This window comes from uncultured Thiodictyon sp., from assembly GCF_903946935.1.
GTDB lineage: Bacteria > Pseudomonadota > Gammaproteobacteria > Chromatiales > Chromatiaceae > Thiodictyon.
On record NZ_CAJAXH010000234.1, the window covers coordinates 1 to 16,798 of the forward strand.

Annotated in this window: 15 protein-coding genes; 7 read left to right on the plus strand and 8 right to left on the minus strand. The window is 65.9% G+C overall.

Annotation, left to right across the window (positions count from 1 at the left end; genetic code table 11):
* Positions 1-361 precede the first annotated feature (361 nt).
* From QZX93_RS20820 to QZX93_RS20835, 4 genes are all read left to right on the plus strand, one after another.
* Positions 362-2,608 (plus strand): patatin-like phospholipase family protein, encoded by a 2,247-nt coding sequence (locus QZX93_RS20820; protein WP_295383941.1) that lies wholly within the window; start codon positions 362-364, stop codon positions 2,606-2,608.
* Positions 2,609-2,685: 77 nt separating this feature from the next.
* Positions 2,686-3,510, plus strand: a complete 825-nt coding sequence (locus QZX93_RS20825) for a ferritin-like domain-containing protein (RefSeq protein WP_295383942.1) — start codon at positions 2,686-2,688, stop codon at positions 3,508-3,510.
* Positions 3,511-3,655: 145 nt separating this feature from the next.
* Positions 3,656-4,198 carry a hypothetical protein gene (locus QZX93_RS20830; RefSeq protein WP_295383943.1) on the plus strand — a complete coding sequence of 181 codons (543 nt, stop codon included), beginning with the start codon at positions 3,656-3,658 and terminating at the stop codon, positions 4,196-4,198.
* A 26-nt stretch (positions 4,199-4,224) separates the two neighbouring features.
* On the plus strand, positions 4,225-5,184 hold the full coding sequence (locus QZX93_RS20835; RefSeq protein WP_295383944.1) for an acetylxylan esterase: 960 nt from the start codon (positions 4,225-4,227) through the stop codon (positions 5,182-5,184).
* 43 nt (positions 5,185-5,227) lie between these two features.
* On the opposite strand, the gene QZX93_RS20840 is transcribed toward QZX93_RS20835, so the two are convergent.
* The 8 genes from QZX93_RS20840 to QZX93_RS20875 all read right to left on the minus strand — a co-directional run bounded on the left by QZX93_RS20840 (position 5,228) and on the right by QZX93_RS20875 (position 14,244).
* On the minus strand, positions 5,228-6,874 hold the full coding sequence (locus QZX93_RS20840; protein WP_295383945.1) for an OpgC family protein: 1,647 nt from the start codon (positions 6,872-6,874) through the stop codon (positions 5,228-5,230).
* A gap of 331 nt (positions 6,875-7,205) precedes the next feature.
* Entirely contained in the window at positions 7,206-8,111 is a 906-nt protein-coding gene (locus tag QZX93_RS20845) for a polysaccharide deacetylase family protein (protein ID WP_295383946.1), read from the minus strand.
* Positions 8,108-9,790, minus strand: a complete 1,683-nt coding sequence (locus QZX93_RS20850) for a glycosyltransferase family 39 protein (protein WP_295383947.1) — start codon at positions 9,788-9,790, stop codon at positions 8,108-8,110. The genes QZX93_RS20845 and QZX93_RS20850 overlap by 4 nt, the downstream gene beginning before the upstream one ends.
* A gap of 7 nt (positions 9,791-9,797) precedes the next feature.
* On the minus strand, positions 9,798-10,841 hold the full coding sequence (locus tag QZX93_RS20855; RefSeq protein WP_295383948.1) for a bifunctional UDP-4-keto-pentose/UDP-xylose synthase: 1,044 nt from the start codon (positions 10,839-10,841) through the stop codon (positions 9,798-9,800).
* Between the two features lie 49 nt (positions 10,842-10,890).
* Entirely contained in the window at positions 10,891-11,817 is a 927-nt protein-coding gene (locus QZX93_RS20860; RefSeq protein ID WP_295383949.1) for a formyltransferase, read from the minus strand.
* Positions 11,814-12,791: a glycosyltransferase gene (locus tag QZX93_RS20865; RefSeq protein ID WP_295383950.1), complete on the minus strand. Its 978-nt coding sequence runs from the start codon at positions 12,789-12,791 to the stop codon at positions 11,814-11,816. Before QZX93_RS20865 ends, QZX93_RS20860 begins: the two co-directional genes overlap by 4 nt.
* Before the next feature lie 3 nt (positions 12,792-12,794).
* Positions 12,795-13,910, minus strand: a complete 1,116-nt coding sequence (locus tag QZX93_RS20870; protein WP_295383951.1) for a DegT/DnrJ/EryC1/StrS aminotransferase family protein — start codon at positions 13,908-13,910, stop codon at positions 12,795-12,797.
* Positions 13,911-13,914: 4 nt separating this feature from the next.
* Positions 13,915-14,244, minus strand: a complete 330-nt coding sequence (locus QZX93_RS20875) for an EamA family transporter (RefSeq protein WP_295383952.1) — start codon at positions 14,242-14,244, stop codon at positions 13,915-13,917.
* A gap of 405 nt (positions 14,245-14,649) precedes the next feature.
* Between QZX93_RS20875 and QZX93_RS20880 the strand changes: the two genes are divergently transcribed.
* From QZX93_RS20880 to QZX93_RS20890, 3 genes are all read left to right on the plus strand, one after another.
* Positions 14,650-15,378, plus strand: a complete 729-nt coding sequence (locus QZX93_RS20880) for a hypothetical protein (RefSeq protein WP_295383953.1) — start codon at positions 14,650-14,652, stop codon at positions 15,376-15,378.
* Between the two features lie 237 nt (positions 15,379-15,615).
* Positions 15,616-15,981, plus strand: a complete 366-nt coding sequence (locus QZX93_RS20885) for a hypothetical protein (RefSeq protein WP_295383954.1) — start codon at positions 15,616-15,618, stop codon at positions 15,979-15,981.
* A gap of 231 nt (positions 15,982-16,212) precedes the next feature.
* Positions 16,213-16,554, plus strand: coding sequence for a hypothetical protein (locus tag QZX93_RS20890; RefSeq protein ID WP_295383955.1), 342 nt, complete (start codon positions 16,213-16,215; stop codon positions 16,552-16,554).
* Positions 16,555-16,798 lie beyond the last annotated feature (244 nt).

Here is a 16,798-nt window from a genome sequence, read left to right on the forward strand (position 1 = left end):
AACTCCCCGATCAGGGCGTCTTTGTCGGCAGCGCTCAGGCGCGTCAGGTCGGACAGGGGTTCCATGGTCGCGATTATCCGCTTCCGCGCCGCGTGTTCAAGCAAAATCGGCGAGGCCGGTCCGCGGGACCTGAGTAGTTACAATTCGGGTTGGATTCAGGCGTCCCGGCCAAGTCTAAGCGATCGGGCCGCCCGCCTGGAATCCCGGCCGGCCGGCCCCTGAGCCACGCGGCGGCAGGCGAACGTGATGGCCCTCGGCACCCGCTTTCAGTTTTTTCCCGGTCACGGGTATCTGTTACCTTGAGCGCCCCGCACGGCCGCCACGCCGCCGGCTACCATCAGCCCATTCAGACGAGACGCCCATGAGACGGAACCTGCTTGCCCTGCTTGCCATCGCGCTCGCTGCCCTGTACCTCGCCGCGCCCGCGCGCGCGGCGGCCGGCGACGGCAGTTGGGGGCACCGCCCGCGCATCGGCCTGGTGTTGAGCGGGGGCGGGGCGCGGGGCTCGGCCCATATCGGGGTGCTCAAGGTCTTGGAGGAGATGCATATCCCGGTCGACGTGGTGGTGGGCACCAGTATGGGCTCACTGGTGGGCGGCAGCTACGCCGCCGGCTTGTCGCCGCAGGAGCTGGAGCGGCGGGTCACCCAGGTGAACTGGGACACCCTCTTCAACGACGCCCCGCCGCGCAAGGACTGGCCGGCCCGACGCAAGGAGGCGACTGCCAACCCGCTGTGGGATTTCTCAGTCGGCGTACACAACGGTAAGTTGAAGCTACCCCCGGGGGCCATGGCGGGCCAACAGGTCCAGCTTTTTTTCAATGACTTAGTTAAGGGGTCGGAGACTGTACAGAACTTTGACGCCTTGCCGATCCCCTTTCGGGCGGTCGCCACCAATCTGGAAAACGGGGAGATGCACGTCTTCGACCATGGGCCGCTACCGGTCGCCATGCGCGCCAGTATGTCGGTGCCGACCCTGTTCGCGCCCATGCAGTGGGATGGGCACCTCTATGTGGACGGCGGCCTGGTCCGTAATCTGCCCATCGACGTCGCCCGCGCCATGGGGGTGGACGTGATCATCGCGGTCAACCTGGGGTCGGGCTATCTGCCCCGCGAGGAGCTCGGCAGCATCGTCGGCGTCACCGGCCAGATGATCGCGATCCTGACCCAGCAGAACGTCGAGGTCTCGCTCAAGCAGATCGACCGGGGGCGCGACGTGCTGATCGAACCCGACCTAGGCGACATTACCTCCAGCGACTTCAACCGCGCCAAGGAGGCCATCGCGACCGGCGTGACCGCCGCCAACAAGATGAAGGCCCAACTCGCCCGCTACAGCGTCAGCGAGGCCGAGTACGCCGCCTGGCAGCAGGCGCGCTTCGGCCCTGGGCATCCGGCCGAGCGCGTCGGCAAGGTCCGGATCGAGGGCCTGGTGCGGGTCAATCCGGAGGTCTTCGATCGCCTGATAGCGAACCAGCAGGGCCGGCCCCTGGACCGCGCCCGGCTGGACGAGGATATTCAGAAGGTCTACGGTCGCAACGATTTCGAGCGCATCAGCTACCGCTTCCAGTCCGGGCAGGACGGCAGCGACCTGCTCGTCGTCAACGCGCTCGAGAAGTCCTGGGGTCCGGGCTACCTCGGCTTCGGGCTTGGACTATCGAGCGATTACAAGGGTAACAGCACCTTCGGTCTGCGGGTCACCTACGATCAGACCTGGGTCAATCGGCTGGGCGCCGAATGGAGCACCGATCTCATGCTCGGCAACGCCCCGCGGCTCTACAGCGAGTTCTACCAGCCGCTCGACCTGGAGCGCTCGGGTTTCGTCGCCCCCTTCGTGGATCTCGGCCAGACGCTGGAAAGCCTGTACCAGGGCAAGCAGCGGATCGCGCGCTACAACGTGACACGCGGGCGGATCGGCGCCGATCTGGGCACCACGCTGCGCGGAACGGAGGTACGGGCCGGCCTGTATTACGGCCAGACCGGAGTCACACTCGACACCGGGGCGGCAGCGCTCCCGAATGTGAAGATCAACGACACCGGGGTCCGCGGACGGCTGCTCTACGACACACTCGACAGCGCCGGTGCACCGCGCTTCGGGACCCGGATCTCGCTGGACGTACTGAACCCGCTCACCGAGCTGGGGGCGAACCTCAACTACACCCGCGGTATGGCCCATTTCGACACCGCCTACAGCCTGGGCGCCAACACACTCGCACTCAAGCTCAAGGGTGGGACCACCTTCGGCACCCACATGCCCTACTATGACCAGTTCCCCTTAGGCGGGTTCCTCAATCTCTCCGGCTACGCCACCGATCAGTTCCGCGCCAACAACATGGCCTTTGGCGCCCTGGTCTATTACCGCCAGATCGCCTCCCTGTCCCCACCCCTCGGGCGTGGGCTCTACCTGGGCGCCTCACTGGAGGCCGGCTGGCTCTCGGTCGGGGCCGCCACCGACCCGAGCACCGGTCAGCGGATCACCCTGAGCAAAGAGGCGACCCGCGTGAGCGGCAGTGTCTTCTTCGGCTCGGACACCTGGATCGGCCCGGCCTACCTGGGGTTGGGCCTGACGGGCAGCGGCGGGGGCACGCTCTATGTGCTGATCGGGCGGCCCTGAGGCCGTGCGCGCCAACCCGGTTCCCCCTCCCACGCCGGGACGGGGGAACCAGGCTGACTTAACTTATAGGGTATTGAGTGCAAATCGACACCGCAACCAACCTGTTTGACGCCGCCGCTGCCTGTCTGGCCGAGCCGGACCCCGAGCGCAAGCAAACCCTCACCGCCCGGACCGCCGCCGCCTGGGCCGCCGGTGAACTGCGCCTCGACCCGGCCGGCGCCGGGCCGGTCTGCGACACCCCGGGCCGGCCCGCGCGCCCGGAGCTGGTCGAGCCGCGGCAGCTCAAGGCGCGCAAGCTCTTAAGCCCGGAGGGCCGGGCCGCGCTGATCCACGCGGTGGCACATATCGAGTTCAACGCCATCAACCTCGCCTGGGACGCGGTGCAGCGCTTCCGCGACCTGCCGTGGGCCTTTTATGACGACTGGGTCCAGGTGGCGGCGGAGGAGGCCGAGCACTTTGCACTGATGCGCGCCCGGCTCATGGATCTCAGCCACGACTATGGCGACTTCCCGGCCCACGACGGGCTATGGACCATGGCCAGTCGCACCGCCCACGACCCGCTGGTGCGCATGGCCCTGGTCCCGCGGGTGCTGGAGGCGCGCGGGTTGGACGTGACCCCAGGGATGATCGAGCGCCTGCGCGCGGTGGGCGACATTGAGACCGCCGAGTGTCTGGGCGTCATCCTGCGCGAGGAGGTGGGTCATGTGGCGGCCGGCAGCCGCTGGTTCCGCTATCTGTGCGAGCAGCGCGGGCTCGCGCCCGGCCCGACCTATTTCGAGCTGATCTCGACCTGGCTCAGGGGTGAGATCCGCTGCCCGCTCAATCGCGAGGACCGGCAGCGGGCGGGGTTCGATGCGGATGAGTTGGAGCGGCTTGAAGGGCTGTGCGCACAGGGGCGGTAACGCCCCGCAGGGAATGGGAAATTACGGCGTATCCCTGGGACGGGTGGCCGGATGGACGACCAACGCCGCCGGGACCCTGATCAAGCCCCCCGCCGCCTGCTACCCTAGCGGTCCGGCAACGACTCACCCCAAGAGGCCACCAACGATGAAAAACCACCCTGTGCTTGCATTTGTACTCGGGGTCTGGCTCGGCGGCTCCGTACTGATGACGGCCGTCGCCACCTACAACTTCGCCGGGTTCGCCGACCTGTTCGCGCGCAACCCGGCGCTCGCACAGCACGCGGGCTTTGACCTCAAGGATGCCGACGCCAAGAAGGCCAGCCTGCTGTGGGTCCACTCGGCAGAGCTGAACCGGGTGCTCTTCCACTACTGGAACCGCACCCAGATCGTACTTGCTGCACTGGTCCTGGTGCTCGCGCTGCGCGCGCGGGCGTCCTGGCCGGTGATCGCACTGCTGGGGTTGAGCCTGGGCCTGGTGGTCTATGTGCATCTGGTGCTCGAACCGCAGATGGAGGAACTGGGGCGGCAACTGGACTTCGTCTCCCGCACCCCGCCCCCGCCCGGGCTCGCAACCTTCCAGCAACTGCACCAGTATTCGGTCATCGCCGATGGGGTCCGGCTCGCGCTGCTATCGGCGGCGACGCTGATCCTGTTCTTTACCGGACCCAGGGCGGCGCGTTCCCAGTAGGTGACCCTTCAGGGCGAGCCCCAGCGATGCACCTAACCCACGGATTCCCCTTCGACCCCAGCTACGGCTACCGGCTCGAGGACTTGCTCGAGCTACAGCCGCCGCCTGAACCGGCCGACTTCGCGACCTTCTGGCAGGCGCGTTACCAGCGCGCCTTGGCGGTGGACGCCAACCCGCGGCTGCGGCCCGCGGACGTCAGCGACCCGCGCATGCGCGTCCACGAACTGGAATACAGCTCGACCGCGGGGTTCGCCATTCGCGGCTGGCTCCTGACACCGCTGGGCGGGCCGCCCCGGCGGGGCTTCATTCTGGGGCACGGCTACGGCGGGCTCGACCGCCCGCCACTGGACCTGCCCCGGGATGACGCCGCCTATCTCATCCCCTGTGTCCGCGGTCTCTGCCGCAGCCGCTGCCCGCCGATCCCGGAGGACCCAGACGGCCATGTGGTCTATGGCATCGAGCACCGCGACAGCTACCTTGTGGGCGGCTGCGTGGAGGACCTGTGGACCGGGGCGTCGGCCCTGCTCGGGCTCTTCCCGGAACTGACCGGGCATCTCGGTTATCTGGGCACCAGTCTGGGCGGGGGGCTCGGTGCCCTGGCACTGGCCTGGGACGCGCGCATCGGGCGCGGTCATCTCAATGTCCCGGGCTTCGGTCACCAGCCATTGCGGCTGGCACTCCCCACGGTCGGCAGCGCCGCCGCGCTCCAGCGCCTCGCCCAGACCCGGGCCCAGGGTCCGCTTCTCGACACCCTGGCCTATTTCGACTCCGCGCTGGCCGCCCGGCACATCCGCCAGCCGATGTTGGTGGCCGCCGCCGGTTTCGACCCGGCAGTCGCCCCACCGGGGCAGTTCGCCGTCTACAACGCCATCCCCGGGGACAAGCGCCTGTGCCTGCTCACCGCCGGACACTTCGACTATCCCGGGCGCCGGGCGGAGGAACAGCGACTCATGGCGCAACTCTGGGCCTTTTTCGCCCCGCTCTGAGTCAGCGCCCGCGGCTGGCCGCGCGGTCGCGTACATTGGCGGCTTAACTGCTCCTTTTGGGCTTACCGCGTGAAGAACCCGACCGCGCGGCCCCAGGCTTCGCTGCGCGGTGGCGCGACTTGGCGCTGGGCAGGTCTGGCCCAGCCGCCAGGCTCACCCGCAGCAAGGCCTGATCGGCCGGCGCCGTGTCGCTGACGCCCTGTCCGAGACCGGAGCGGCCTTTCCCCGCGAGCAGTTGCTCGCGGGTCGAGCCAGTCGCGTACTTGACCGGGCTCATCCCATAGTCCGGGAATTCGACCGCCGGCCCCTCGACGCCGTGCCTGCTGTCCAACCTGGCCGCGACCGCAGCACTGATCCCATTGACCTCCCGTACCAGCACCAGGGGCGAGATCGCCAGCGCCAAGAGTCCGGCCGTGAGGGTCAAGCGCCCGGCCCACACCCAAGGCCCAGGCCAGCGAGTCGCCACCGAGCCGACGCCGGCAGTCGTCTCCGGCGTGTACTTCCAGGGCTTCTGACCGAGCCAGGCCAGGGCGCGCGCGACCAGGAACAGCAGGGCCAGCCCGCCCAGATTGACCAGCATGAGCACACTCGCCCCATGCCCCAACCGATCCAGAAGCATCCCCGCGATATAGGAGAGGGCCATCCCGAGCATAAAGATCGACAGCGATTGCCGCCCCGCCGTGGCGATCAGCCCGGGGAGCGGGCGTTTCAGCCAGTGCCCGCGGGTGCGTAACAGGCTGACTGCCAGATAAGCCAGACACAGAAAGTGCAGCACACGCAACGGCCCCAACCGGGTCTTGTCCAGCAGCGGTTCCAGGGTCGCACGCCAGTCGCCCCAGAACGCCCAGTGCTGGTAGGTCGGCCCATGCCCGATGGGGATGGAAAGGAGCACAACGAGCAGCGCCAGTGCGATCAGCCAGCCCTTGGCCGGCGGGACCTTGAGCCACCCGCCACCGAACGCAAAGCCGAGGAAGAAAAGTAACTGCCACGCGAACGGATTGAAGTACCAGGGGCGCTGACTCAGCGGGTCCGCGGGCAGCCCGATGTCCAAGAACCACATGGCCAGATAGACGGCGAGCGAGGCGCCCAGGGCCAGACCGCTATGGACGCGTGACAACGCCCAAAAGACCGGGAGCCACAGCAGGACCACCAGGTACATCGGCAGGATGTCGAAATAGTTGGGGACATAGGTGAGGGTCACGAGACCCAGCACGGCCGCCGGGGTATGCGTGAAAAAATAGCCTAGATTAAGGCGGGAGATATAGTCCGGCTCCATCCACAGGGCGTTGCCCATGACACAGATGGCCGCCAGGGCGAAAAACAGCCCGAGATGGGCGGCATAGATCTGGCCGCAACGCAGCAGGACCTGCGCCGTGCCCACCGCCAGACCCGCCACGCGGAAGCTGCGGCCATACGCGATGGCCGCGGCGAAGCCGGAGAGAAACACGAAGATCTCAGACGCATCGCTCAGGCCGAAGCGCGACGGGGTGTAGAGCGACCACTCATTGGCCGGGATGTGATTGACAAAGATGACCAGGAGCGCCCAGCCGCGAAAAAAATCGAGCAGGTGGTTGCGCCCCGGCGCCGTCAGGGGGCCGCCGATGGGCGCGGTCGCGCGGGGCGCAGATGCGAGGGTGTTCGTGATACGACTCCTGAGCGGACACCGGGTGGGGGGAGGCCAGGACGCCATTGTATAGCGTTCTTTTCGCGCAGTCCCAACGACCCTGCGCGCCCTGGCGGACCAGCCGTCGGCGACCCCAGGCAGCGTTGGACCGGAATCCAAGGCCGACCGCCACGGACCGGATCGGTACGCGTCGGCCTGCAATGGTCGCGGCGGCACCGCGGCGGGGACCCCGAACGGCGCTCAGGTGCCGTCGCGATCCGCCGGGGGCGCCGCCGGGTCGGAGCCGCCAGCATCAAGGAGCAAGCCGCCGAACCGCTGGCGATCTTGGTCTCACTGGATCGGCTCACGGACATCCTCACTGCCGGTGCCGAACTGGAGCGGTGGCACGAGCGGGAAGTCAGGCAACCGCCGCCCCCTGGACGGCCAAATCGCCGCTGCGCCCCGGCACCTGCCCCCACTCGACCTGGTGGGTCGGCAGGCGCTCCAGGTCCAGGGTCTCGTAGAGCGAACGCAGGGGGCCGATGCGCATGCCACTGTCGCGCCATCGCTGGAGCAACGCGTGCATCACCGGCAGCAGTCGCTGCCCTTCGAGCTCCGCGTGCAGGGTATAGACATGACCCTGCGGCAGGGGGCGGCGGCTCGCGGCAAAGACGTGTTCCAGCACCGTCTCCTCGGTGATCTCGTCGCAACCGATCAGCTCGTCGAGGGTCGGCAGGGTCGTCGGCAGCTGGGGGCAGCGCGAACGCACACCGTTAAAGATCGGATAGTAAGGGCAGGTGCCCCGGGTGTCGCTCGCATAGTCGAGGCCGAGACGCTGCTCCAGGGCCGGGACATTGGGATTGATCTGCCAGCCCGCGGCGCCGTGGACCTTCGGCACCTCGCCAAAAACCCGCTCAAAGGCATCGCAGGCGAGGCGCAGTTCCCGCTCGGTCCAGTGCGCATCGCGGTGAGCCACCTGATCCTGCCATTTGACGTGATCATACACGTGAACGCCGACCTCGTGCCCGGCCGCAGCGCAGGCGCGCATCACCGCCTCGCCCTGCCGGGCGATATCGGGACCGGGCAACAGGGTGCCGTAGAGCAGGGTCTTGAGCCCGTAATGGTGCGCGACCGAGGTACGCCGCACCTTGGCCAGGAACCCCGGACGGAAGACACGCCAGAGCGCCCGCCCGGTATGGTCGGGTCCGAGGCTGAACAGAAAGGTTGCGCGGACCTGAAACTCATCGAACAGTCGCAGCAAGCGTGGCACCCCTTCCAGGGTACCGCGCAAGGTGTCGACGTCGACCTTGAGCGCGACCGTCATGGCGCGGGCGGGGTCTCGCCCGCAGCCGGTGCCGGCACGCGCCGGAACAGGGTGAACAGGTCGAGACGCACCGGCGGCAGCGAACCCCGCCAGATGCGCTCCCAGCCGGCGCCGATCTCGATCTCGGCGCCGCGGCGGCGCAGGTTGGTCTCGGTGACGATATAGTCGCAACTGGTCTGGGCCGGGGAGTCCACATGCTCGGTGGTCATGTCGGCCACATAGAACAACATGCCGCGCTCGCATTCGCGCAGCGGCATGAGGTTCAGATCGGCCACGCAATTGAAGTGGTCTGGCAACTGGGCCCGCAACTCGGTGAATACACCCCGATAGCTGCGCGCCTGCTCGATCCACGGCAGATGCAGCACCGCCAGCAGACCCCAGATCAGGGTCAGACCCACCGGCCAGGCCAGCAAGGCACCGGTGCGCGGGGGGCGCCAGCGCCACAGGCACCAGGCCCAAGCGATCTGGAAGGTGGCCGCGATGGCGAACACCAACCGGTCCCAGGTGCCGGCATAGTCGAGGGTCAGGAACTCGCCCAGCCACGACCATTGGGGCGGGCGTCCCGCAACGATGTTATAGACCCAAAACGCCCAGATAATCAGCGACAGCAGACCGAAAAGTCCGGCGCTGAACCAATAGCTGAACGTGACCACGGGGCGCGGCAAGCGCTCCAGCGCACCGGCCGCGAGCACGGCCAGCAGCGGCAGCAGCGGCAGTGTATACAGCTCACGCGCCGTACTGGACCCGAACAGCACACCCCAGCCGACCACCGACACCACCAAGGCCATCCGCACCCCGGGGTTGCCAAAGGCCGTCTGCCGCTTGGACCACAGGCTCCAGAGTGCCAACGGCAAGACCGGGAAGGTCACCCAGGGGACGGTTTGCAGCCAGAACAGGTGAACGGTCGGCGGTCCAAGCTCAGAGAAACCCAGATAGCGGCCGAAGTTATTGTCCCAGAACCAGAGATGGAATAGCTCCGGGGAGCGCAGATACAGTGCCGTCGGCCAGATCAGCAGCCAGGGCAATGCGGCCAGTGCCGCCACCAACAGGGCCTTCACATAGGTCCAGGAACGCCAGTCGCGAAACAGGGCCAACAGCACGACACTGATGCCGAGGATGCCGGGCACCAGCAGGCCCTTGGACATGAAGGCCAGGCCAGCGCCGGTCCCGAGCCAGAAACCACCCCAATGATCGATCCGTGTACGCAGCAGACCGTAGCAGGCCATGGCCATACCGGCCGTCAGGGCCGTGTCGGTGATCATGAAATGACCGCTGACGATCAGCCCGACCGTCGCAATCAGCGCGATGACCCCAATGAGCCCCCGGCCCTCGCCCCAGGTGGCGCGCGCCATCAGCCCGGTGAACAAGAAGGCCAACGCCAAATAAAGCCCGCTGGCCAAACGCGCGGCATCGTGGGCCGGCAGGTAGCCATGGAGCAGCCGCACCAGGCCAGCCGCGGTGATGTAATAGGCCGGGGGCTTCTCCATAAAGGGGTCGGCCGCCAGCGTCGGCACCACCAGATCGCCGGTGGTGGCCATGTTGTAGATGATACCGAACGAATAGGCCTCGTCCTGTTTCCAGGGGTCGTGACCGGTCAATCCGGGGATCAGATAGGCCAGGGCCAACAACAGGGTACCCGCCCAGAGGGCGAGGCGGGACGGCAGGGCGGTGTCGGTCATGGCAACCTCAGTCGTCGATCAATGCGCCGGCCACCGCCACCTCGTCACGGTAGGCGTCGAAGATATTACGCAGGGCGTCGCGAATGCCGACCTGCGGCGCCCAGCCAAAGTCCGTTTGGGTGTTCTCGATCCAGGGGACGCGGGTCTGGATGTCCTCATAGCCCGCGCCATAGTAGGCGGTCGAGGGCACATCGATGAGCGTAACGGCCGCGGCGCCGGCCCGATATTCGGGGATCTCGCGCGCGATCTCCAGCATCAGAACAGCCAATTCGCGCACAGATAAGTCGTTGTTGGGGTTACCGATGTTGTAGATTTGGCCGGACGCCCGCCCACCCGGGTTGGCGATGAGGTGCATCAGCGCACCAATGCCGTCTGAGATATCCGTGAAACTGCGGCGCTGCTCGCCGCCGTTCACCAGCCGGATCGGCTCGCCGCGGGCGATGTGACCGAGGAACTGGGTCACGACCCGCGAACTGCCCTCCTTGGGCGTGTGCAGACTGTCGAGTCCAGAACCGATCCAGTTGAACGGCCGAAACAGGGTGTAGTCCAGACCCTGCTGCTGACCATAGGCCGCGATGACGCGGTCCATCAGCTGTTTGGCGCAGGAATAGATCCACCGGGGCTTGGTGATCGGCCCCAGCACCAGCCTGGACTCGGTGGGATGAAACTGTGCATCCGGACACATCCCATAGACCTCGGAGGTCGAGGGGAACAGCACCCGTTTGCGATAGCGTACGCAGGCGCGCACGATCGGCAGATTGGCCTCGAAGTCCAGCTCGAAAACGGCCAGCGGGTCCGTGACATAGGTGGCCGGAGTGGCAATCGCGACCAGCGGCAGCACCACGTCGCATTTTTTCACATGGTATTCGATCCATTCCCGATTGATGGTGATGTCGCCCTCGCAGAAATGAAAGCGCGAATGGTCCATCAGCGCGGCGACCCGGCCGCTGTTCATGTCCATACCGAACACTTCCCAATCGGTCTCATCGAGGATCCGCCGGGACAGATGATGACCGATAAAACCGTCGACGCCGAGAATGAGTATTTTCATAAGATGCTAACTGTGGATCAAGCGCTGGCGGGGTCGACGGCGCGGGTATTCAACTGGGTAACTCAAGGATATCACTCCCGAAGGCCGCGCGGAAACGCTCCGCCGTCAGGTCCTCGTCGGCCAGTGTGAGCCGGGTGATGCGGGTGCGTCGACCATCCCGGCAATCGACATAGCAGGCCGGCCCCTCCCAGTACAGACGCGCGCCCGCGCCGCGCGCGGGCTCGCCCTGGAAATGGCTGCCCAGCAGGTCGAGCCGCCGCCCGCCCACCGCGGTGAAGGCCCCCGGATAGGGCGGGGCCACGGCGCGGATCAGGTTATGGACCTCCCAGGCCGAGCGCGTCCAATCGACGCACCCGTCCGCGGGCCGCCGGCCACCGTAATAGCTCCCCGCGGCCAGGTCCAGGGCCGTCTCCTGATGGGTGCCGGCCAACATCCGCGGCACGGTGCGCAGCAACAGGGTCTCGGCCGCGCAGACGACCCGACCGAAGACCCGGTCGGCCGTGTCATTGCTGAGGATCGGGACCGCCTGCTGGTCCACCAGTGCACCGGCATCCGGCGCCTCGACCATCCGGTGCAGGCTGGCACCCGTCTGCCGCTCGCCGTGCAGCACCGCCCAATTGACTGGCGCCCGCCCGCGATACTGGGGCAGCAGTGAGCCATGGAGGTTAAAGGCGCCGCGCGTGGGCAACGCCAGCAACTCGGCACCGAGCAGGCGTCGGTAATAGAAGGAGAACAGCCAGTCCGGGGCCGCAGCGCGCACCGCGTCGACCACCGCCGGCGCATTGGGCTTGGTCGGCACGATGCAGGGGATGCCGGCCCAGGCGCACAGTTCGCGCACACTCGCAAACCAACGCCGCTCGGCTGGATCATCCTCGTGGGTCACCACCAGTGGGATCTCAAGACCCAACTCGAGCAAGACCGCCAGGCTGCGCACGCCCACCTCATGGTAGGCGAAGACCACCGAGCGCTGGCTCACTCGTCCACTCCCGTCGCATCAAAGCGGGGTCGCAACTGAGTGCGGATCAGATACAGTGGACGGCCGTTGGATTGGGCATAGATGCGCCCGACATACTCACCCAGCAGGCCGATACCGAACAAGATGGCCCCACACAGAAAGAACAGGATACCGAATAAGGTGAATACGCCCTCGGCCTCCGGGCCGACCACCAGCCGCCGCAGCGCAAGATAGAACACGAACACGAAGGAGGCCGCCGCGATGGCAAAGCCGGCGAGTGAGAACAGTTGTAGCGGGGCCAGCGAGAATCCGGTAATCAGGTCGAAATTCAGATTGATCAGGCGATACAGCGGATATTTCGACAGACCCGCCGCCCGTTCATCGTGCGCGACAACGATCTCAGTGGGATTGGCGGAATACAGATAGGCCAGGGCCGGTACGAAGGTGCCGACCTCCTGCGAATCCAGGACCGCGGCCACGATCTCACGGTCATAGGCGCGCAGCATGCACCCCTGGTCGGTCATATGCACCCCGGTAATGCGCTCGCGCAGCCGGTTCATCGCCCCGGAGGCCAGCTTGCGCCAGGTGGGATCCTGACGCTCCTGCCGGATACTGCCCACATAGTCGTGGCCCAGGTCCATGGCCGCGAGCAGCTTGGGGATCTCCTCGGGCGGATTCTGCAGGTCCGCATCCAGGGTCAGGACCCGTCGACCGAGTGACTCGGCGAATCCGGCCAGGATGGCGCGGTGTTGGCCCACGTTACGGCGCAGCAGCAGCACCCGGGTGACATCGGGGCGCAACGCGTGTTGTTGGCGCAGCAACTGCGACGACCGGTCATGACTGCCGTCGTCCACCAACACGACCTCATAGCACACACCCAGTGCATCAAGGACCGGGTAGAGTCGCGTAAAGAGCGGACCCAACACCGCCTCCTCGTTATAGACGGGGACGACGACTGACAGGTCCACCGCCGCTGTAGCCGCCACCTTGACCATGGTTTATTCCGGTAGTAAGTGAGACATGGCCTCGCAGACCCGCTCCACGTCCGCCAGCTCCATCGTAGGAAACAGGGGGAGCGTCAGGGTCTGGGCGCCGATCCGCTCGGCGTTCGGGAAATCGCCCGGACCGTAGCCGAGCCGACGATAGAGGCCGAAGGTGTGGATCGCCGGGTAATGGATGCCGGCGAGGATGCCCCGCGCGGCGAGTGCGCTCATGAAGGACGGACGCGTCGTGCCAAGCGCCGGGAAGTCTACACAAACGCAGTACATGTGCCAACTGTGCCCCGGCAGGTCCTGCGGCACCAGCAACGCGCCATGGCGCGGCAGGCACTGCGCGTAGTGCAGGGCCAGCGCGCGCCGCCGCGCGATGAAGTCATCCAGACGCGGCAACTGCACCAGGCCGATGGCGGCGCTCACATCCGACAGGTTCATCTTGCCGCCCCACTCCGGGACCTCAATGTTGCCCTCGGCGTCTTTCTCGATTCCATGGAAGCGGATGCGCGCCAGGCGGCGCGCCATCCCGGGATCGGCGATCGCCAGCGCGCCGCCCTCGATGGTGGTGATGTTCTTGTTCGGGTGGAAGCTAAAGCACACCGGGTTGCCCGTCGCCCCCACCGGTCGGTCCTGGTAACGGGTCCCCAGGGCCTGGGCCGCATCCTCGATCACCAGCAGGGAGCGCTCCCGGGCCAGGGCGTAGAGCGGCTCCAGGTCCACCGGCAGCCCCGCAAAGTGGACCGGCATGATGGCCCTGGTATGCGCATTGATCACGCGGGCCACGGACTCGGCCGCGAGATTGCGCGAGTGCAGATCGACATCCACGAAGCGCGGGCGGGCACCGACCCGCAGGACAACATTCGCAGTCGCCGCAAAGCTCATGGCCGGGACGATAACCTCATCCCCCGGGCCGATATCGTGCGCCAAGAGCGCCGCCTCCAGCGCACTGGTACCGGAGTTGAAGGCCAGCACCCGCACGCCGCCGCCGATGTAATCGGCCAGCGCCTGCTCGAAGGCCGCGACCTTGGGTCCGGTCGTAATCCAGCCGGAGGCCAGGACCTCGGCCACCGCCCGTTGCTCGGCCTCACCGATGGTCGGACGGGTAAACGGCAGCGTATCCATTGCGTCAGGACCGCGCCAGTACGAACACGCCAAGCACGATAATCCCGATCCCGCCGACCTTGGTTAGACTCATTGACTCACCCAGCCAGGCCCAGGCCGCCACGGCATTGACGACATAGCCGATGGACAGCATCGGATAGGCGATGCTGACCTCGACCCGGGACAGCGCCAGGATCCACACCCCGACGCTGACGACATAGCAGCCCAAGCCCAACCAGAGCCAGGGCTCACCCGCCAGCCGCAGGGCCGCCACGCCCGCATCGGACAGAGTCAGTGCAATGGCACCCGCCCCCTTAACGCTCGCCTTGAGTGCGAGCTGGGCAATGGCATTCAACAACACACCGGTCAAAACGAGGGCAAAAGCTATTAAATTCATAATGATACTAGGATAAAGCCACACCAAACCGAGAACAAACCTGAGTCTAGCCGCGCTGAGTGTAACAGACAAGCGCAAGACTCGGGCCAGGAGTCAAGGATCGCTGGATAGCCAGCTTGACATGACCTAATCAGGGCTGTAATAATTCAGCCAATGCTTCGCCCATGAACCCGGCACAGGACCCAGGCGCGGCCCATCCGTGACCTTTCAGGCCGTCTGGTCACCCCGGGAAGTGAACGACAGCGACGTGATTGCGGGGTTAATTTTGGCATTCACGGCCAGCGCCTTGTCTCAGTAGCCCGCGACCTGGGTTACTTGGTGCGCTGGCGAACGAATCGTCGTGAAGCGCGAAGGAGTTTTGCGTTGGAAGCGGAGGCAAAGCGTGTTCTGATTGCGCCGGCCGCGGTTGCCGTCTTTCTGGCCACCGACTGGTTGTGGGTGGGTGTCGATTTTAGTTTGATCGCACTGACATGCGGGGCCACTGCGGCCCTGGTCCTGTCGCCGGAGTCGCGGCAATCGCCTTGGCCCTGGCCTGACCTATGGGTTATCGCCTTCGCCGCCAGCCTGGTACTATCGATTCTGCTGTCCGGCCACGCGCGACTCAGCCTGCTGCTGAGTTCGCCCTTCATTCCCGCCCTGCTGATCTATCTGCTGCTGTCGCGTTTTGTCTCTGGCCCGCGAGGGATCCGGCTGGTACTCGCCGGACTGAGTATCGGTGCGCTCTGCATCGCGGCGTCCGTGCTCTTGGATGCATCGCTTCAGCCGGGCGATCCGGCTGGGTCGATCGGGACCCTGGCGATCCCGCTCCTGGTGGTTCCCAACGATATCCTGTCGCGTCAGGGGATGGTGGGGGCGCTGCCCGTCGCCGCCGTGCTCGGCTGGGGGGTCAAGCGTGCCTACCAAACGGCGCGCCGCGCCGATCACCCGGAGCGGCTGTTCGCGGCAGGGCTCCTCGGGGCCTTCGCCGCATTCAGCTTGGCCTCGTTCGTGGAACTCACCTTCGTCCGCTACTGGGTGGCGATCATGGTCGCCACCCTGATCGGCCTGACCGCGGCGCTTGAGCAACCGTCGCCACCCATCGCAGGAGTTTAACTCATGAGTACCAGACCCAGTGGCGGCCGTTTGGCAACCCTGCTTGCAATAATCGCCAGCGTGATTATGCTAGTCATTGCACCGCAGGCCAAATTGGCCTTGGCGGCGAACGGCTACTCGCAGGGCTACTGGAGCGTCTACTACTGCTATGACTGCCTTCCGAGTCGTGGCGGTTGGCGAGCCTTACAGAAATAGCCAACCCACGATTTTTTCAACCGAAGCCTAGGAGAAACTGAAATGTGTAAGAAATCCCTAACCTTAGCAATCACGGCGGCCCTCGGACTCGTGCTCGCCGCGCCCGGATTGCAGGCCGCGACCAGCAGTGTTGTGGCCACAGTCACCAAGACCATGGTGACTGGCAATGGTACCTATGGCGGATGTATGGCCATGCTGTCGGTCGATCCGGCGAAAAGTCTTCCGACCTGTGGCAAGAATTTCGTGAGTTTCGGCTGTTCAAATGCGGCTGGCGATCAGTTAAGCGCCTATCGCATGCTCGATCAGGCACAATTGGCTCTGGCCGGCGCCAAGAATGTGACGGTATACTTTACAGACACCACCAAGTACAACGGCTACTGCCTCGCCACGCGTATCGATGTCTATTGACGGGCCGGCGCGGCCAGCGAACCTGGCCGCGCAACAGCCTGACAGCGCGATTGACCAATTATGAATATCAAGGTAATAGCCGCGGCTTTGGCAGCAGTCGGCGCAACGATCGGCGCGTTCGCCTACCTGACACTCCCACCACCCACCACGAATAAGGATACTGGGCATATACCGCCCAGCGCCCCCCGGGCGACCGCCGTCGCGCCGCGCCCTCACCGGGAGCGCCGAGACATGAGCACCCATTCACCATGGCCCGAGGTCCCCGCCCTACCTGATCCGATCAAAGCCCTGGAACCGACCGCCGCTCGACCGCCGATCGAGGTGGGACCGCCCCTCAATGCCGACCAACTTGAGGACACCATCGTCATTCAGACCTCGGAGCAGCCACCGGTGGAGATCGGACCCCCAATGGACGCGGACGATGAACTGGCCGCATCCGCGATACCGGACTCCGCGACTCCAGTCGAGATTGGCCCCGAACTGGATGCCGACGACCCCTACCCGGCCGCACAATTCGCTGATTCGGACAATAAGCCAGCGCAGGAAATTGGCCCGCCACTGTTCGCCGATTGAGGAAACCGGCAGCAGCCGGGGCCCTCATCCTAAATCCGTCAGATACTCACGCCAAGGCACCAAGGTTGCACCTACATTTGGCGCTTGTCAATTCTCGGAAATCGCCTTTGTCAACCCAAAGTAGAAATGTCCCCTATTCCGCAAAGTAGAGATGTCCCCTGTTGGCGGGGGCAGGGGGCGAGATGCAGGGGAGGGGCCGCCGGGTCGGCGGGCCAGACGTAGGGAGCCCGTAGGGCGACCGGAG